Origin of the sequence: Sporosarcina sp. FSL W7-1349, assembly GCF_038003045.1 — a bacterium.
GTDB lineage: Bacteria > Bacillota > Bacilli > Bacillales_A > Planococcaceae > Sporosarcina.
The window spans coordinates 1,947,083-1,966,379 of the sequence record NZ_JBBOOK010000001.1; the positions used below are offsets into that span (position 1 = coordinate 1,947,083).

The 19,297-nt window shown below is 47.7% G+C and carries 15 protein-coding genes; 7 read left to right on the top strand and 8 right to left on the bottom strand.

What is annotated here, in order from left to right; all coding sequences use genetic code 11:
- Window positions 1-484: 484 nt before the first annotated feature.
- Together murJ and MKY41_RS09640 are read right to left on the bottom strand one after the other, a co-directional pair.
- Entirely contained in the window at window positions 485-1,768 is a 1,284-nt protein-coding gene (gene murJ / locus MKY41_RS09635) for a murein biosynthesis integral membrane protein MurJ (RefSeq protein WP_340744801.1), read from the bottom strand.
- On the bottom strand, window positions 1,761-2,867 hold the full coding sequence (locus MKY41_RS09640) for a glycosyltransferase family 4 protein (protein ID WP_340744802.1): 1,107 nt from the start codon (window positions 2,865-2,867) through the stop codon (window positions 1,761-1,763). The genes murJ and MKY41_RS09640 overlap by 8 nt, the downstream gene beginning before the upstream one ends.
- A gap of 362 nt (window positions 2,868-3,229) precedes the next feature.
- Between MKY41_RS09640 and MKY41_RS09645 the strand changes: the two genes are divergently transcribed.
- The 4 genes from MKY41_RS09645 (at window position 3,230) to MKY41_RS09660 (ending at window position 7,279) form a co-directional block, all read left to right on the top strand.
- Window positions 3,230-4,129 (top strand): C40 family peptidase, encoded by a 900-nt coding sequence (locus MKY41_RS09645; RefSeq protein ID WP_340744803.1) that lies wholly within the window; start codon window positions 3,230-3,232, stop codon window positions 4,127-4,129.
- 224 nt (window positions 4,130-4,353) lie between these two features.
- Window positions 4,354-6,057, top strand: coding sequence for an N-acetylmuramoyl-L-alanine amidase (locus tag MKY41_RS09650; RefSeq protein ID WP_340744804.1), 1,704 nt, complete (start codon window positions 4,354-4,356; stop codon window positions 6,055-6,057).
- Between the two features lie 319 nt (window positions 6,058-6,376).
- Window positions 6,377-6,808 (top strand): hypothetical protein, encoded by a 432-nt coding sequence (locus MKY41_RS09655; RefSeq protein WP_340744805.1) that lies wholly within the window; start codon window positions 6,377-6,379, stop codon window positions 6,806-6,808.
- A 30-nt stretch (window positions 6,809-6,838) separates the two neighbouring features.
- Window positions 6,839-7,279: an SRPBCC family protein gene (locus tag MKY41_RS09660; RefSeq protein WP_340744806.1), complete on the top strand. Its 441-nt coding sequence runs from the start codon at window positions 6,839-6,841 to the stop codon at window positions 7,277-7,279.
- Window positions 7,280-7,348: 69 nt separating this feature from the next.
- Here the strand turns inward: MKY41_RS09660 and MKY41_RS09665 are convergent, their stop codons facing one another.
- From MKY41_RS09665 to aceA, 3 genes are all read right to left on the bottom strand, one after another.
- Window positions 7,349-8,515: a pyridoxal-phosphate-dependent aminotransferase family protein gene (locus MKY41_RS09665; RefSeq protein WP_340744807.1), complete on the bottom strand. Its 1,167-nt coding sequence runs from the start codon at window positions 8,513-8,515 to the stop codon at window positions 7,349-7,351.
- A 120-nt stretch (window positions 8,516-8,635) separates the two neighbouring features.
- Complete coding sequence (gene yhfH / locus MKY41_RS09670; RefSeq protein ID WP_144399668.1) at window positions 8,636-8,764, bottom strand: protein YhfH; 129 nt, start codon at window positions 8,762-8,764, stop codon at window positions 8,636-8,638.
- 88 nt (window positions 8,765-8,852) lie between these two features.
- Entirely contained in the window at window positions 8,853-10,136 is a 1,284-nt protein-coding gene (gene aceA / locus MKY41_RS09675) for an isocitrate lyase (protein ID WP_041076508.1), read from the bottom strand.
- A 221-nt stretch (window positions 10,137-10,357) separates the two neighbouring features.
- Here aceA and MKY41_RS09680 point away from each other — a divergent pair, with 221 nt between their 5' ends.
- Window positions 10,358-11,002 carry a LytTR family DNA-binding domain-containing protein gene (locus MKY41_RS09680; protein ID WP_340744808.1) on the top strand — a complete coding sequence of 215 codons (645 nt, stop codon included), beginning with the start codon at window positions 10,358-10,360 and terminating at the stop codon, window positions 11,000-11,002.
- A gap of 55 nt (window positions 11,003-11,057) precedes the next feature.
- The gene (locus MKY41_RS09685; RefSeq protein ID WP_340744809.1) at window positions 11,058-11,225 is read left to right on the top strand and encodes a hypothetical protein; all 168 of its coding nucleotides are present in this window, start codon (window positions 11,058-11,060) and stop codon (window positions 11,223-11,225) included.
- 342 nt (window positions 11,226-11,567) lie between these two features.
- Here MKY41_RS09685 and MKY41_RS09690 read toward each other — a convergent pair whose 3' ends face one another.
- The 3 genes from MKY41_RS09690 to MKY41_RS09700 all read right to left on the bottom strand — a co-directional run bounded on the left by MKY41_RS09690 (window position 11,568) and on the right by MKY41_RS09700 (window position 16,723).
- On the bottom strand, window positions 11,568-12,710 hold the full coding sequence (locus tag MKY41_RS09690) for a polysaccharide pyruvyl transferase family protein (RefSeq protein WP_340744810.1): 1,143 nt from the start codon (window positions 12,708-12,710) through the stop codon (window positions 11,568-11,570).
- Between the two features lie 152 nt (window positions 12,711-12,862).
- Entirely contained in the window at window positions 12,863-15,121 is a 2,259-nt protein-coding gene (locus MKY41_RS09695; RefSeq protein ID WP_340744811.1) for an S-layer homology domain-containing protein, read from the bottom strand.
- Window positions 15,122-15,259: 138 nt separating this feature from the next.
- Window positions 15,260-16,723 carry an O-antigen ligase family protein gene (locus MKY41_RS09700; protein ID WP_340744812.1) on the bottom strand — a complete coding sequence of 488 codons (1,464 nt, stop codon included), beginning with the start codon at window positions 16,721-16,723 and terminating at the stop codon, window positions 15,260-15,262.
- Window positions 16,724-16,944: 221 nt separating this feature from the next.
- Between MKY41_RS09700 and MKY41_RS09705 the strand changes: the two genes are divergently transcribed.
- Complete coding sequence (locus MKY41_RS09705; RefSeq protein WP_340744813.1) at window positions 16,945-18,951, top strand: S-layer homology domain-containing protein; 2,007 nt, start codon at window positions 16,945-16,947, stop codon at window positions 18,949-18,951.
- The last annotated feature ends 346 nt before the right edge of the window (window positions 18,952-19,297 follow it).

Below are 19,297 nucleotides of genomic sequence, written 5' to 3' on the forward strand. Positions count from 1 at the left end.
AGCGTTGATAGGTTTGTAGGAAACGTTTTGAAGTTGAAGAAATATGTTTTGAAGTTGGCGGACATCGTTGGGAGGTTCGAGATATATGCTTCGAACTGTAGAACGTTTCGAGGTTGGAGGAGAACATTTTAAGGTGGGCGGTAAATGTTGAGAGGTTCCCTGGAAACATCGGGAAGTCGGACTTAAATGTTTCGAGGTTCATCCAAAACATTGAGAGGTGGCGAAAACGTTGGGAGGTTGAGCGATAATGTTTTGAAGTTGGGGAAATATGTTTCGAAATTGGGCTATTTCATTGGGAGGCTCGGAATAATCGTTTCGGACTGGAAAACGTTTCGAACCGAAAAACATGGAGGGGTTGAAGAAGATTATTTCGAAATCAGAAGAAAACACCCTGAAGTCCAATGATATGGTTTCAAAGTTCATTTCAATCAAAATAAAACCCCGTCCTCCGGCACAAGTGCCAAAGAATGGGGTCCCCCAGAAATCATAGTTTCCATTTCCATCTCGCGTATGCAGCCAGCATAAGGAAATTGATGGCGGCGCTGATGACAGTGCCGTAGGCGATGGCCGTTGCACCATGCGAGTCGATCATCAGATAGATGACGGTGAGGTTGATGCCGAACACGCTGATCAGGCTAAAGATGACGGGGGTCATCGAGTTGCCTTTCGCATAATAAAACCGGGTGACATACGTCGTAGCGGCCAGGAAGAACATAGACCAGTTGAAAGCCTGGAACACTGGAGTTGTCGCCATGATTTCCTTGTAGCCGAATTCCCCGCGGCCGTAGACGAGCGAAATAATTGGCTCGGCGAAAAAATAAGCGATCAAGGTTGCAGGTACGAACAGCGCAACCATGTAGAGCAGCCCCTTTTTATAGAGAGCCCTAACCGTTTTGTCATCCCCCTCCCCTTCCTTCTTGCTGAGGAGCGGATAGACGACCGTTGTCACGGCGGTCATCATGATCGCTTGTGGGAACGCGCTCAGCTTGGAGGCGTAGTTGACGACAGAGACGGCCCCTCCCTCGAGCGTCGTTGCCGCTATCCGGTATATGACATTGTAAAATTGCAGCGAGGCGCCGCCGAATAGGATTGGCAAAGCGATGACCCATAGTCGCTTGATGTCGTCCGACATTTCGAATGATGGTTTCAATGAATAGAATTGCGCTTTCCGCAGTCCCGCGTAGAGGAAGATCCCCATGAGCAATGCGGAGACTAGCGCACCGATTCCATAAGCTTGAACGCCAAACGTACTCGTCAGGGCGACGGCAATGCCGACAAAAGCGGCATTGTAGAGGAGGATGGCCATGCTCGACAGATTAAACTTGCCGTTGATGTTGAATAATCCACTCATCCACGTCGATAGCACGAGGACGATGGTGGAAGGCATCATCCAAAGATACAATTCCCGCGTCAACGTGAATTCCTCTTCATTCAAATCTTTAAAAAATGTATTCAGCACCGGGTCTGTCAACAAAAGTAAAACGACTGTAATTCCAACGGCTGCAAGGAGAACTGTTCCGAAAGCCTTCCGGACGTATTCCCCTTTATCGGATTTAGACGAATGATAGACAGAGATGAAGGCCGTTGTCAGAGCCCCTCCCACTACTAAATAGATGAAATTGGGGATGGTATACGCCGTGATAATAGCGTTCGCGGGATCTGTTGTTCCATATTCATCCGCGATAGCCACTTCACGAAGAAAGCCGAAGAGCCGCGCCACAATATTGATGACCGCGACGGCCCCGATGATTTTCATGAATTTATTCACGGGTCCCATCCTTCCCGACAGCTTCATAAATCGACAATAAATTATGTAAGATCCTGTCATATGAATGCAGTTCGACGGTTTCTTGCATCTTGTTTTCATCGATATGTGCCGAATTATGGTCCAAAGCCTTCCGCAAGCCATCCGCTAAGGAGTCCGGCTGCTTGGGTTGCACGAGGATCCCTGCTTGATTTGCCAATAGATAAGAAAGGCCTCCGACGTCCGTTCCGACTACTGTCGTTCCAGCTGCCATCGCTTCCAGTGCGACCAGGCCGAACCCTTCATGATGCGACGGCAACGCGAGCACATCGGCGGCGGCCATCCACCTTGCCAGAACAGACTGGCTCAGCGGGCCCTTGAACTGGACATCTTTAATCGATTGAGTTTCAATGAATTGCCGTAACTCGGCTGTAAAGTTTTCATCTTTCTGAGAACCGGCGATGAACAGCACGATATCCGGAAAGTCCGGTTTGATATCCCCGAACGCCTCGGTAAGCTCTACTAACCCTTTCGCCTTGATGACATTGCCGACGAACAGGATAATGCGCTTGTCCTTCGGAAATCCAAGCGTCTCCTTCGCCTCAAGTTTCGGAATTGGCTTGAACACGTCTGTATCGACACCCATGCTGATCAGGTGGACCCGACTTTCCGGAACGCCGAATCGTTCCATCACATCTGCTTTCAACTTCTCCCCGACGACGATGACCGCATGGGCTTGTTGCAGGATCGATTTCGTCAACTTTGCGATGCGCGCACTTTTCGCGGCCATCTTATCGATATCCCCGCCATGCACCGTAACGACATAGGGCAAGCCCAGCCACTTCTTCCCGATCAATGAAAGGAGCCCCGTCGGAAAGGCATAATGGGCATGCGTTAATGCCAGCTTCTTTTTCTGTTTCATCAAATAGGCAAGCGAACGGAAAAACCAGCCCGCATATTTTTGCAATGTCCGAAATTTCCCTTTTCCTGGCTCCTCAATGGCAATGACATCGACATCGAGCCCCGCTGATTTCAGCAGATTGACCTGGTTTTTGACAAAAATTCCGTACGTCGGATGGTCGGACGACGGGTACATATTGCTGAATACCACGATTTTCTGCATAATTCATTCATCCCATCTTTTTTGAGCTGCCAACGAATTGGCATTCTACACATTGCACCATTTTAACATACTTCCGAACAGAACGCTTTTCCGGTAATATCTAGTAACTTCGTATTTTCATAAATGACCATCCTTCGACAATCTTCTCCAACCCGTTAGACTCTTTTCCTCCCCAAAAAACGCCATCTACAAGGCTTTCAGTCCCTGTCGATGGCAAGATTATAGTATTCTCAATTCTAGCATAGTTCCTTGTAATAGTTTTGTAATGTAACTGTAACCGAGTTGACCGTATTGCTATGCTAATATGTTCTCAGATAAAGCACATCGCAAGTATATGTGCGAAAGGGGAATTTGAGAACCGTATGAAACGATTGTTGTTTTTTGTCTTGGCAAGTTTGATCATCTCATCGTCACTACCATCCATGGCTTCCGCAAATTCTACGACTTCGCTCGTAAGTACTGCGAAATCTTATATAGGCGTGCCTTATTCTTATGGAGGGACAACCACTTCCGGTTTCGACTGCTCAGGGTTTATCCAATATGTATTCAAAAAAGAAGGCAAATCGCTGCCTCGCACTACTGGGCAACAGTATAATATGGGAAAAACTGTTGCGAAAAGCGCTCTGCAAACTGGTGATCTCGTATTCTTCAATACGAGCGGCCGCGGTGTATCACACGCCGGAATCTATATCGGAGCGAACAACTTCATCCACGCTTCCACTAGTAAAGGGGTCATGATTTCATCTATTAACGATCCATACTATTGGGGCAAACGCTATATCGGAGCTCGCCGAGTGACGGACCTCACTCCGGAAAAAGCGGTTGCGGCTGCCGATACAGTGAAAAAAGTAAAATATGCAACTCGTGCTGAAATTGCTGAAACGATTGTCAAAGAAGTCGGATTACCGATTCCGGACGGACAAGCTGTATTCTCAGATGTTCCAGCTGATCACCCACAAGCCGATGCAATCAGAGCTGTGGCGGAAGCTGGTATTTTTTCGGGCAATAACGGGGAATTCAATCCGGACGGTCTCTTGACTCGAGCACAAATGGCAAAAGTTCTTGTCGAAACATTCGACATGGAAGGTACATCTAATGCCAACTTCAAAGATGTGCCAAGCGATCACTGGGCAACGGAATATATCAATACTCTCGCCCACAACAATGTCACTTCAGGTTATGGCGATGGCAATTACGGCCTGAATGATAATGTAACGGCTGCACAACTTCAAAAGTTCATGAAAAAAATTGAAGCACAATGACCCCAAACTGGATGTTCCGATTACCACGGGCATCCGGTTTTTTTAATTCTACACCCCAGTCGATAGAAGTTCGGAAGTCTACGGAATGCAAGAGTAGCACCATTCTCTTTCATTCTACAAAAGAATGCAAAATGGTCACATGTTATTATAGAAATAGAACGATATTATTGGTAAACTGAACCTAGAACTCTAGTAGAAACCTAGAAGAAACAAGGGAGGACAAAATGAGAATTTTTAAGTGGGCAGCAGTGTCCCTGATGCTCTTCACTCTGTTATCCATCGTCCCGGGCCAATCATCCGCACAATTCAAGTTTTCGGACATCAATGCCAAAGATGAAGCTTTTGAAGAGGTCCACTACATAGCAGATCTCGGCATTATCAATAAGGTTGCGAAGTTCAACCCAAGCGATAACCTGACACGCGCGCAAGCCGCCAAAATGCTGGTCATCGCTTCGAAAAAGCAAAACATCCCGACTCCGGCCATCCAATTCAAAGATTTAAAGCCAGGTACGGAACAGTATGAGTATGCAAGCCGCGCCGTCTCACTCGGTTATTTCAAAGTCGGTTCGGACAACCGTTTCAAACCGAATGAAAAATTGAAACGCGACGAAATGGGCTATGCCTTGGCTATCGCCTTTAATTTGAACCAACCGATCACACTTGATCATCCGATGGTGTTGACCGATATGGCCAGTCATCCATATGCAGAACGCATTAACGGTCTGTATTACGGCGGTGTCACACAAGGGGACGCTGGGAAATTCTTGCCGAATCAGTACTTGACACGGAAGCAATTTGCCCTGTTTGTCGCTCGTGGACTCAATGATAAGTATAAATTACCCGTTAAACAGCCCGAGCAAACCTCCAGAACTTATTTTGTCAAAGTGGATACGAAAGGCGACACGTTGAATGTTCGGAACCAGCCTTCCGTTAATGGAGCCATTCTAGGCAGCCTTCAAGATGGAGCGGTCGTAGAAGTGGTTGGGCAATCCGGCGACTGGCTGCTCGTCCTTCTCGAACAAGGCGAAGGGTACATTAATGGAAGATACACCATTGAACTAGGCACGACTAAGCCTCCGACTGCACCGGAAGACAACGATGTGGCAGAAGATCCGAAGCCAACTGAGCCAGCGGAGCCGGTGAAACCCGAGCCGCCTGCAGTCACTGGCAACCTGGTCGGTAAAGCGACCGTGAATAATCTGAACGTCCGGGCAGCTGCCAGCGGTACAGCAAAAGCGGTAGGAAAACTGAACCGTGGCCAAAAGGTTGAAGTCATTTCCATTGATGGATACTGGGCGAAAATCAAGTTCAATTCCGAAACGGCTTATGTCCACAAATCTTATTTAAAACTGATCAACACATCCGGCAATCCGCTGAAAGATCGCATCATCGTCATTGACGCGGGTCACGGAGCACATGACCCGGGCGCATCCAAAAGCGGATTAACCGAAAAGGCCGTCAACCTAAAAGTCGCGAAATTGGTCGAAAGCAAACTTAAAAAAGCGGGAGCCAAAGTGTTGATGACACGTTCTACTGACACATTCCTGTCCCTAGAACAGCGGACAGAATTCGCGAAAAAGCATTATGCCGAAGCCTTCGTCTCCATCCATGTCAACTCGGCAGGATCGAGTTCGGCCAAAGGAACGGAAGTCTACTTCGACTCCTCCGTCAATGAAAACTCGGCCGAAAGTAAATTGCTCGCCACCGCGATTAAAAACAATATCGTGAAACGGGCCAACATGAATGACCGCGGTGTGAAAGACCAACGCTTCTACGTCATCCGAAACAACAACGTCGCTGCAGTTTTAGTGGAGCTTGGCTTCATTTCTAATTCACAAGATTTCAACAAACTAGCGAGCGATGAATATATTGAAATCTTCGCAGAATCTATCTATCAAGGACTCGTCCAATATTATTCTGCTGAGTGATTCAGAGAACCGGAAAGAATGGATGCCATTCTTTCCGGTTTTTTATTATGGTAGCTGCCCCTCTCCCCCGGTCTCTCGCTGGGAACATTCGCGACAAAGTATGTGGCGTGTACGGAGTTATGATCGCTTGACACAAGTTATGGGCAGTTTTCGTATATCACAGCCCCTACGCTGTTACTTCCATAACACCCGCTTATGCCGTTGTTGCAAAAGCCGACAGGCGCTACGGCGGACGTCTTCCTTAGCGGATTGCGCGATCTGGGCGGATAAATAGTAGCTGCATAAGGGATACTATGTACTAAAAAAGGTAGGAACAAAAATGGATCATGATCGAATCGAAAAAGAATTTTTCATTAACGCATCCATTCAAACTATCTGGGAGTTAATTAGCCAACCAGCCTGGTGGGTGGGAGATGTACCCGGTCCAGATAAAATACAGATGGATGGATTACGTGTTATGGCCGATACAAAGTACGGCAAATTTCCAGTTTTAATCGAACAATCGGAACCGCTAAACTACCTTGCATGTCGATGGGCAAGTCCATTTCCTGGAGAGGAACCAAAAGAAGGTAACTCTACGCTGGTGGAATTCAAATTAACTCCAATGAATGGAGGAACTATACTCCAAGTAATTGAAAGTGGCTTTTCAACCCTTGCACTATCCGAGGAAGACCAAATTAAATTTCATAAAGAAAATGATAAGGGCTGGGAGATGCAAATGGAGGTAATACGAAAGCGTGCTGAGCAATGAATTTAGTAACTAAAAGGATGGCGATACATTATGAGTACTCAAGTTATTACTACATTAAAAATTAACAAGCCTTCAAATGAGGTCTTTGAAGCTTTCGTATCTCCTACAACGATAGGGAATTTTTGGTTTTCATCAAGCTCTGAACGATGGGAAAAAGGGAAAAGGATTACACTAAAATATGACGAGTACAATGCAGAAGGGGTTATTAATGTGCTCGAAATCGAGGAAAATAAGAAAATAGTATTTTCTTGGGGAGAAGAACATGGTGAAGAAACGGTTGTTGCCATTACATTACAAGAGGATGAAACAAGTACAATTATTGAAGTAAATGAATCAGGACTTAAAGAAGATGACCCCGAGATTATGGCGAAAATGATGGGACAAAAAGAAGGTTGGGTCTATACATTAACTTGCCTAAAGGGATATTTGGAAAGCGGAGTTACTAATTTAAGGGCATCCTTAATTCATTAAATTTTTACGTTGATCCTAAAAAATACAACCGCCCGTTGCACGCCAGCAGTTGGGCGGTTGATTTTTTACTTAAACGACGACAGATACTTCTTCCTTAAATCGCGCAACAGCTTTATCAATATTCGCTTCGACTCCAAGTTCCTTCAAGGTTTCTCCGATTTTCTCGATAGCTTGTCCAAGCATGGCTTCAGTCGTGTTGCCCATATGGCCGATGCGGAATGCTTTGCCGCCTAGATGGGCGAGCGCTCCGGCGACGATGACCCCTTTTTTCGCGAGGGCTGCCCGGAAGGCTGCGTCGTCTACCCCTTCTGGATACAGGATGCAGCTCAGTGTTGAAGCAGCCGCTTCTTCATTGGCCAACGCGGCCATGCCGTATTCAGATAGTGCAGCTCGTACCGCTTTTCCAAAGGCGGTATGGCGGATGATCCGCTTTTCCATCCCTTCTTCCAAGACGAGACGCATCCCTTCATCATACGCGTAAATCAGGTTCACCGGAGGCGTCGCAAAATATTTTGACGGATCGTGCATGATTGGCAACCAATTGTAAATATCACAGTAGTATGCCGGCACTCGTTCGATTTTCTCCCGAGCTGCCAAAGCGGTTTGATTGAACGCCACGATGGCGAGACCCGGGGGTACTCCGATCGCTTTTTGTGAACCGGTCAGCACGACGTCGATTTTCGCTTCGGGACTTCCGTATGTTTTACTCATATCTTCGTCCATCGCGGCAGTCGCGCAAACACCATCCAAGATGACTAACGCCCCGTGCTTTTTGATAATCGGAACAAGGGCATCCAAGTCTGCGGCCGCGCCGGTCGATGTATCGGCATGCGTCAAGGTGACGGCTTTATACCCGCCCGCCGCCAGTTTCCGGTCGACTTCATCGGGATCGACTTGCCGGCCCCATTCCGACTGGATGACATCGACTTCGATGCCGAACGCTTTTCCGAGTGTAATGAACCGGTCGCCAAAATACCCTTGGCTGACAATCAATATTTTCTCCCCAGCTGCCACCGTATTGACAAGTGCCATTTCCATCGCAATCGTACCGGAACCGGAGATGACGAACACCTCGCCGTCTGTCTTCAACATCTTCCTTGTCTTTTCAATCGCATTTTTATAAATGGCGACAAATCGCGGATCGGTGTGTCCTCTTGTTTCGCTGGCTATCGCATCGTAGATCGAATCCACGACCGGTGTCGGTCCTGGTATGAGGAGCATTTCTTCGTTACGCATCTTCCATCCCCCTTTAATTCAGTGTGGTATCTATTTCAATAGAAGGAAGTCGAATCCCTTCCCTGTTCGACAATAAAGAAAAACGGCCTACTCTCCTTGGAGAATAAAGCCGTTTCCCTCTCACTGCTCAGTCGTGCCGATGCAACGTTCACATTCATATAGATAGGATTCGACCTGCTCTACAATTACGCATCCGCACTCCCGGCAAATCTTTTTCGAGTATTCTTTCTCAGGTTTCATTGTGTGCATAACGATCTCCTCCAATTTTTTTATTTTATGACCCCTGCACTTTGTCTAGCTGGTGAAGGTTTCCTCACAGATTCCCCTTGTTTCCAAATCAAACGAATTGCGCTGTTTCAGTAGAACCTGCCATTGCTGTTGTCGAAGACTTCCCTTCGGAAATGACTTGTGCCACTTCGTCGAAGTATCCTGTACCCACTTCACGCTGGTGACGTGTTGCAGTGTATCCTTTTGCTTCGTTGTCGAATTCCGCTTGTTGAAGCTCGGAGTATGCACCCATTCCGCGAGTTTTATAGCCATGAGCCAATTCGAACATGCTGTGGTTCAATGTGTGGAAACCTGCAAGTGTAACGAATTGGAACTTGTAACCCATTTTGCCAAGCTCAACTTGGTATTTCTCGATTGTTTCATCATCCAAGTTCGCTTTCCAGTTGAATGAAGGCGAGCAGTTATAAGCCAACATTTTTCCTGGGAACTTCGCATGGATAGCATCCGCGAATTCTTTCGCTTCTTCTAGTGATGGGTGGGATGTTTCACACCATACAAGATCAGCATATTCTGCGTAAGCGAGTCCACGAGCAATTGCTTGCTTGATGCCTGGGTTCGTTTTGAAGAAACCTTCCGGCGTGCGCTCTCCTGTGATGAATTCTTTGTCAGCCGGATCGATGTCGCTTGTTACCATGTCGGCAGCATCAGCATCCGTACGAGCGATGATAATCGTGTCAACACCCAGAACGTCAGCAGCTAGACGAGCAGCTGTCAAGTTGCGGATTGCGTTTTGCGTAGGTAGAAGAACTTTTCCGCCCAAGTGACCGCATTTCTTCTCGGAAGCGAGTTGGTCTTCCAAGTGAACCCCTGCAGCACCCGCTTCGATCATGCCCTTCATCAATTCGAAAACGTTCAATGGTCCACCGAAACCGGCTTCCATGTCGGCTACGATTGGAGCGAACCAGTCGAACTCGTCTTCGCGGCCTTCCGCGTGATCGATCTGGTCAGCACGCTGAAGCGCTTGGTTGATGCGTTTTACAACAGCCGGCACCGAGTTTGCCGGATATAAGCTTTGGTCAGGATACATATGGCCTGCGAGGTTCGCATCTGCCGCCACTTGCCACCCACTTAGATAGATGGCTTGAAGTCCTGCTTTGACTTGTTGAACGGCCTGGTTCCCTGTCAGTGCGCCAAGTGCATTGATGAAATCTTCTTCGTGAAGAGATTTCCACAGGCGAGCCGCACCTTTTTCAGCCAATGTATGTCTAATTTGCAAAGATCCGCGTAGTTTCACAACATCTTCAGCTGTGTAGCTCCGTTTAATCCCTTTCCATCTGCTATCTTCCGCCCAGCTTTTCTCCAGTTGTGCAATTTGTTCTTGTCTTGTTGACATTCCAATCCCGCCTTCCAAAATAGTTGACTTCATTTAGAATTAAAATAATTCTTTTGGACTGTTTCACAACAGTTGAAGTTGTTATACAGTAATATATAACAGTATGTTTTAAAAGTCACAACATTTTGATGAATGAGGGAAAATTCAGGATGAAATGGGAATGAGCCTGATGAATAAGTATTTTTTCAGATTAGTAGAAATGTTAAAAAGGGGAGTTTGAGATGAAAAAAGAGATTTTGCATCAATACACCGGACTGTTGAAAGACTGGATTCCAAAGGATGCGTCCCTTGCCATTGCGGCGGGCGACCGGTATATCTACTATGCTGCCGGCCTTCACGACATCCTTTTGAAAGAGGGGCAAGCGGTTCAGCCCGGCAGTTTGGCGGACCGCACGATTCAAAAAGGCGTTAAAGTAGAAGATTTGATGAATGATACATGGTTCGGCGTCCCCTATTATGGCATCAGTTACCCGATCGACGTCCAAGGAACCCCAGGCGCCTTGATCATTATCCTACCGCCCAATTATCAAGTCTTGGAGACATACCAATATTTAACGGGGAAACAGGAGGATGAATGGTGCCCGATTGCCATCGAACAAGTCACACACATTGAAAGCATGCAGAAGAAAACATGGTTCTATGCCGAAGAAGAGCAATACAGCACAAGCCGGACGTTAAAAGAATTGCAGATACGGCTTCCGAAAAACTTTCTGCGCATCCACCGTTCCTATATCGTCAATATTTCTTATATAGGAAAGATTACGAGGGACTTCTCCTCTAATTTCATTGTCCAACTGAAGGATGGAACAGAACTGCCTGTCAGTCAAAAGTATATGGGCGAACTGCGGATGACGCTTGGTTTTTAAGGGCGGATTCGGCATTAATTAGGAAGGGAATGGATAGAAGGAGGAGTGATACACTTTGGAACTTATCACAATCGGCCATTCCACACACTCGGAGGAGGGGTTTCTGAAACTGTTGCAGGACAGCGAAATCCAGCGGCTCGTCGACGCGCGAGCCTTTCCGGGCAGCCCACATTTCAGCCAAAATCAAATGCAGGTCTGGCTAAACGAAGGTATCAGCACTTGACGCGAGTTTTCAGCAGGCACAGGAAGTTATCAGCACTTAACGCGAATTTTCGGCGCGGACAATAGACTATGAGCGGGGAAGCTAAAGTTATCAGCGCGAACTACAGACTTATGGGCGTGGAAGCATAGTTATAAGCGCGGGAAACGGATTTATCGGCGCTTGACCTGGAGTTATGAGCGCGAAACACGAAGTTATGAGCACGACAACGGTTTTAGGAGTGCGGTTGTTTCCCCATTTTCTGCAATCACTCGTCAATTACTATCACCACGTTGCAATTCCTTTGATTCATCCCTTCAAATTGAAAAACCCGGAAGCAGCACGCATGCTGCCCCCAGGTTTTGATCATTTCTTCACAGCGCTTCGGAATTGCTCGGTTCCCTTCATTGCATCCTCGTAGAGGAGGACGGATAGCTCCTTCGTTCGCTCGGAGGTTCCTGTCCAGTCCCCTTCCATTTCAGTAAAGGCTTCCAAAAATAAATCATGGTTTTGATTAATTTCGGAAATGGGGAATGCGAATTGCTCCAATTCTGCCAGCTTCATGAAATCATTTACTTTATGATGATAGGAAATCGCCATGACGGGCGTTTCTGTGCATGTGGCCAAGATCAAGGAGTGCAGGCGTGTCCCGATGACGATGTCTTGCTGTGCCGTGACGTCCAAAATCCGTTCCGGCAACAGATTCTCGTCGATGATCGACGTGCGATCCGCGTATGTCATCTTCGCTTGAATATCCTTTGTCACGTCCGCGTCCTGCGGATATTTTGTAGCGAAGAAATTGATTTTTACATCATGCTGCTCTGCCAAGCGGTCGAGATTCCGCGCCATCCCTTCCACGTAGTCGTCATATCGCGAAACGTCTTCCTCCGGCCAATAACCGGCATGGTAATACGGAACTGCCGTCACCCCAATACTCACCGGCACCGCGGAAGGTTCCCGTGTGCCCTCTCGCAATGAGAATGCCGGGTCGCCGATCACCTGAATGGACTGCTTCACGCCGATCGACTGCAGCAATTCCTTTGATTCTGGATCCCGGACGGACACGCTGTCGGCGTGCTTGCACATATAGCGGATGAACCATTTCCCAAGCCCGGTGTTAAGCGGACCGGCTCCACAGCCATAGACGACGTAGGGTACCCCACTGTTTTTTGCCATCATCGCATACGATCCGAATAACGGCGCTTCCCTTCCATATAAGTCCATAAGGATACCGCCGCCCCCGATGATGAGCAAATCGAGTGTCTTGACGATTTTCCGGTTTGCTGAAAACGTCTTCCCGAACGTCTTGACGGCATTTCCGTTTTTATAATAAAGCGGAAAGCTTGTCACACCGTAGCGTGTCGCCGTCTGTTTCGGATTATTGCTGAACACCGTCAAATCGCTCCGACCTATATCGAAAGTGGACGTCACCTGCTTGATGATGCTGAGCAGGATCGCCTCATCCCCGTTATTATCATTTCCATAATTTCCGACAATCCCAATTTTCATTGAAAAACTTCCTTCGTCAAATATTTCTTCCAGTATACCATAGCCTAACGGGTTTCCGCTCCAGGCGGATGCTCTCTGACCAATGCCCGAAAAGTAGGCATCTCAAAAGAACAGGAGGACCGCCGTCTCCAGCAGTCCTCCTTTACATCCTATTATTTATCCATCGCACGATACAGGAAGGCGCTGAATTGAGCACGGTTGACCGGCTTGTCCGGTTCGAAGTTGCCTTTTTCATTTCCTGTTGTGATGTTATGGTTTGCTAGAATATGAATTTGCTTGTACGCCCAGTGTTTTGATGGGACATCTTTGAATTTCTTCGCGGACTCGCCTTGCAGCTTATACGCCTTAACAAGGATAGCCGCCATTTGGGCACGGGTCAGTTTTCCGGCCGGATCAAAGGTGCCGTCCCCTTTCCCACCTACTAAATTCGCACCAGCAATCGCGTTGATTTCATTGAAATAGCGATGCGAGGCCGGGACGTCTTTGAACTTTTGGGCCCCTGCCTTCGATGTGTCCAGATTGAAGACCCGGCTCAGGATGACCGCCGCATGCTCACGAGACAATGTATTGCCTGGATTGAATTTCCCATCCACATCCCCCTTGATATAACCAAGGTCCTTCAGATGACGGATTTCCGTATAGTACGCATAATCCGCAGGAATATCCTTGAATGCAGGTGTACCGTCTTTGATTGTAACTGGGATGCTTGTTGTTTTCGTACCGAGCGTCACGTTCACTTGGCCTTTGCCTGGTTTCGAGGCAGCTTTGAAACTACCGGTCTGTGAAATGGTTCCGATATCACCGGTGACACTCCATTTCAACTGTTCTGGTGAATAAATGACAGGCTTTCCTTGTGCATCAGTCGCTGTTGCTTTGAATGCAACTGTTGCCCCAGGTGCTACACTGGATGATGTCGGTGACACTGTCAGACGAGCCGGAGCGTCGACAACTGTGATTGGGAACGATTGCTCCGCATTTCCGTAACGGACCAATAGACGGTCAGCTCCCGCTTTAGTCGCCGTATAGCTAAGTCCGGATCCTGTTACATTCCCTTTTTCAGATTGGATAACGACTTGATTCGTATCCACTTTCAACGGGTTGTAATACGCATCAAGTACATGGTTCACTTTCACGGACGCTTTGGATCCGACGAGCATCTCCCCGATTTGAGATCGGTTGGCGCTGATAATGGCCGGATCACTCACAGGTGCCGTGCTGATCGCTTCAATGATTGCGGAAACTTGCCGCTCTGCCGAATTGGAAGTCCGGTTCGCCAGGAAGACTGTATTGCTTCCATGGTTCCGCACGCCCATCGCGGTCGATCCACCCCCATCGAAATTCAATGCGCGGTCATACCCTTGCGCCGCCAAGTAGTTCGCAAATTGCGTCAGCGACATGCCGTTGCTGTAGCCGCTTCGGCTATCTACTGTCACGAGATGAACTTTCTTCTTATCCTTGCTGATGGCAACGGCCGTGCGGGCTGTCCGCGCGGTTGCCCGTGAATTGGATGTGTTCATCGTAATGTTCGGCTTGCCGTCCTTCAACAGCATCGGGCCGCTTGCCAACATGAACTGGGAATCTTTCCATTTGTCGTCAATTGATAAGGAGAGAGTGACTTCCTCGCCAATCTGCATGCTTTTGTACCGATCAAGACCGACTTTGCCGTGGACCGAGAGGACAAATCCTGTTTTCGGGATTTCCACTTTCTCTTTCGAACCGTAATCCCGCACTTTGACTACTTTCCCAGTCACTTGCTGCCCGTAATGGGTAGACGTGATTGGTTGCCCCGTATCGATAACCACTTCCATTCCGTATTGGTTGGAGTTGGTGTATTTATCGATGTATTGCGGCGTAAAGATGATCATCTCATCGTCTTGCCGTTGACGGTTCAGCCCCGTCAATTGATAGTTTGTCCCTCTGTAATTCAAATGGACATTAAAATTGTAGTGATCGATTTCCGCAAGTCCATCTTTTGTGACACCAAACGCAATCGGCTGGCTCACATAATAATTCGAAGACTTGGAAATGACGCCGCCGTTGATGATTTCATTCCCTTGGGAAATCAAGTACATCGGCAGCCCGCTCGTCATATCGAAAAACGAAGCGTTGATCGCGCCGACTACACGATGGCCGTCCTTTGAATCCCGGTTCGCGAGTGCGGTCGTTGTTGCCCGTTTGGCAATCGGCGAAGGCAATCCAATACCCAATTTCGTATATGTATCACTTAAATCTACTGTAATATGATTCATATAACTGGAACCCGAATATGTATATTGCGAATAGGTCACGCCGGAGGATACCGGATAACTTTTCGTCGATTGCTGTTTGGCCGAAGCCCCTGTTGGCAATGAAAACAGAAGTGAGGCAGCAATCGTGGCCGTGGCTATTTTTTTCCCTAGACTTTTCTTCAATGAAACTGCTGTAGTAGTGATAACTGTGCACCTTCCTTTCCTATCAAACTACAGCTTAACAAAAGAGGTTCAACATTGCCATCCGCCATTGGAAGGAAAAAGCCGTCCAAGGAAAATTCATTCCCATGGACGGCTCTTTCATTCTTTTGGTTCATACAGCTTCCTATAAAGACCCGCCTGCGAGGCGAAAGCGCCAAAGAGGAGGAAGTAAAACATCGTGTACAATTTCAATTCCCATATATTATAGTAGAATCCGGAAAATCCGGTCGCAAGCCAGAAGGCGATCATGAATTTCCCGAACACGGTCTTCCGCTCTTTCCAGAACATCGCCAACATTCCGAGCAGGAATGCGGCAAACAGCACGACGCCGATGACCCCGGTTTCCGTGATGACTTGGATGTATTGATTGTCGGAATAAAAATATTTTCCGCCGTAAATATCCGAACGAATGCCATAGTGGCTATAGATCGGCGAACCATAGGATAGCGTAGCCGAACCGCCGAATGAACCGAAACCGGTTCCCGTAATCGGCTCATCCTTGAAGATTTCAAAACCTTTTTTAATATAGAAGAACCGTCCGCTTTCAGTCATGAGCGCTAGATTCTTTTCATTAAACGTTTCGCCAAACCGTTCCCCGATGCCCCCAGGACCGGTAGTCGGTGCCTTCACACCAAGCGACTGAACGAGCTGAACTCCCAAGTTGACCGGATAATACACAAGAATGATGGAGGCAATCCCCGTGATGACCAGCTTCTTTAACATTGGCCAGTTTCTCGTGGATAAAATGAAAACTGCTCCGAAGACAAAGGCCGAGATCCATGTCCCTCTAGAATAAGTAAGCACTAAAATACCGAGAAACAGGACGAGATTGATATTCAAAAACCATTTGTATTTCTCTGATTTATAGATTGCCTGCAAGTAGAATATCGCAATGATTCCGAAGAACAGCAACAACGCAAGCGAGTTCGGATTCCCCGGCAACCCGTAGATCCTGACGAAGTTCGTCGCGGATAATGTTTTATATTTCCACGCTTCCGGCAAGAACAGCTGACGCATCGACAGCTTCTCGACCAGTCCATGGACCGAAGAGATCAGGCCTGTCCAGACGACGACCCAGGCAAATCGCCGGTACCAACTGTCCGGCAAGAGCATGCGCGAAACAATATAGTACAGCATGTACATGATGAGGAACGTTCGGATTTGGAACAGAACGGAACCCGGCAGCACATCTTGCAAAATACCGCTCACTGATCCGAGAATAAGGAAAGCGAAAAACGCCCACTCGAACCATTTGAATGTAAAAAGCGTTTTCCAATCCCGCCCGCTGGAAAGGACCAGTCGGATGAATGCGATGAACGTGATCAGGTCCCCGATCAGCTTCAACCCAGAATTCATCTCCAGCAGGAACGGCCGGATGCTGACGTAGACAACTAAGAACAATAAGCTTTGCTGCGGTTTCACAAAAGCATAAAACATGAAGAACAGCGACGTGATGACAAGTGCAATTTTAGCCGGCAACGCTATCGCCAGAAGGACAACCACGATTGCTGCAATGAAAAACAATGTATTTGTATCACGCAATTTTTCTTGTAAGGTAGACATGAACGAAATTTCCCTTTCTACGACTACTCGCTTCTAATATGGTGGAACAATTCCTCACCCATTATAACATCTTATTGGACGCTCTGGCGTCCTCTTTCGTTCCAATTTTAGAATCAATTGTGTTTTGAAGTTCATTGTGAAAGCAAATGAGAATATAGCACCTTATGAAATCGCTCCCACTCTGGTACTATGTAAGTAGATTACCAGAAGGAGGTTAACAGGTGAAAAAACTAGTGACATTCACTTTGATCACCATGCTGTTCTTGTCTCCGCTCTTCCAAGCACAAGTGGAAGCGAGCGATATCAAAGGACACCAGATGCAAAGTGAATTGGAATATTGGATAGCAAAGGACGTCATCCGTGCGGACAGCAAAGGCAACTACCGTCCGAACAAAGCGGTGACGCGAGGTGAATTTGCTTCGTATATCGCCCGAGCCTTGGATCTGCCTGTTTCAACCAAGTATACGTTCAAGGACATGCCGAAAAACTCCAGTTTGACGGTGGAAATCCAGAACGCGGCAGGCGCCGGCATCTTATCCGGTTATCCGGATGGCACCTTCCGGCCAAATGAAAAAATTACCCGTCAACAAATGGCAGGGATGATGTACAAGGCGATGCGCCATATGCAGCTTCCTGCAAATGCAACGAAGTTTACTTTCAAAGATTCGAAAAAAATTTCACCGAACTTTGTGGATGCCGTCTCTGCGGCAGTGAACTTGAATATCATTCGGGGGGATCACCGGAAAGACGGAGTTTATTTTAACCCGCAGGATAATGCGACAATCGCCCATGCGGCTGCATTCCTTTTCCGGTTGTTTGCTGCAGCGGAAGTGCTGAAGCCATCCGAGCCAAGCACACCAGGCACTCCGACCGTTCCGGATGTCGATCCAGAAGTGTATAAAGTGAGCACGATTTCCAACGGACAAGTCATCCCGACGACGGCCCTTTACCGAACATACGAGGAAGCATTGGCAGTGTACAATGCTTCCTCGTCCGTCCGGGCCATCCAAAAGAACAATAAAATTATCAAAATGAAAGCGGGGAGGGCTTTCGGCTCGGAAAATCCGAAGCAATTGACGTCCCTTTATGATAATTCCAATTTTCGAAATGAAGTGACCTATATTCAAAAAGGCCGGGAAATGAAATACATCGGCAGCAGCGCCGACCACGTCATCGTGGAAGTGGCAGGCTCCACATTCTATGCGAAACAGAATGAGGTGGATCTCGTTCCGACGGAGCTCGTCACCGGCTATGATTATTATGAAGTCGAGGGTGGCCTCCTCGTCCATCAGACGTACGATAACCTAAAGAAGACGCGGAGCGTTTACACAGTTGGCCCTGCTGCAAACACGATGCGAAACGGAAAACGGTATACGAGTTTGGATGGCGTCCATTTTTCGGAAGTCGGATCAAATAACGTCATCACCTATTACCCATATTTCCAATTCCAATCGGTCCGCCAACCGACTTCCTATAGCGGGGTGGAACTGGAGCAGTATATTCAGGAAATCCTGAAGGACCGGGAGAAAACGGGAATTGCCCGTTATAAGGACGCCACATTGAAGTCCAAGCTGATCGGGCTTGGCGATTATTTGAAGTTGATGGAAGAACAGCACCGTGTCAATGCGATGTTTATCTTGGCAGCGGCCATCCACGAAAGCGATTACGGAATGAGTGCCAATGCCCAAACGAAAAACAATATTTTCGGCATCAAAGTCTTTGATTCCTCGCCGGATATGGGTGAAATGTATATCCACCCAACATACAGCGTCGATGCGTTCATCAATCGCTATATGAATCTTAATTATGCAAACCCTGCCGGGACTCATGCCAATGGGGCTGTGCCGGGTAATAAAGCGGTCGGATTCAATGTGAAATATGCGTCCGATCCAAACTGGGGAAGTAAAATCGCGGGCCATATGTGGCGTATCGATTCATTCCTCGGCAAACGGGATATGAACCAAGCAAAACTTGCCGTCATTTCATATACCGGTACGACGGGCGTCAACGTCCGGACAAGCCCGGACGTCACGAACACGAATAAATTATTCACGTACAAGCCGAAAGACCCCGGCTACAACGCCGCATTCGGCTATCCACTCGTCATCGTGGACGAAACGACAGGCAGCGACGGTTATACTTGGTACAAAGTGTTAGCGGACATCAACCCGCCCGCCTCAGACTACGGCTGGATCCGCTCTGACCTCGTCCAGAAGATTACGTATTAACTTAAAAATCCCATCCATGCCTTGGTCCTGCCAGGGCATGGGTGGGATTTTACACTTTGCGGTCTTGATGATGACTTGGGACTGCTGATGAGAGTTCTGTACAAGCGCTGATAATTTGTGAGAATTGCTGATACTTCCTTTCAAATGCTGATAACTCGCGGAAGCCGCTGATACTTTCTCCCAAGTGCTGATAACTTGCGAGAATTGCTGATATTTCCTCTCAAGTGCCGATAACTCGCGGCAACTGCTGATACTTCCTCACAAGCGCTGAGAACTCGCGGGAACTGCTGATACTTCCTCACAAGCGCTAATAAATCGCGAGAAATGCTGATACTTCCCTCTAAGC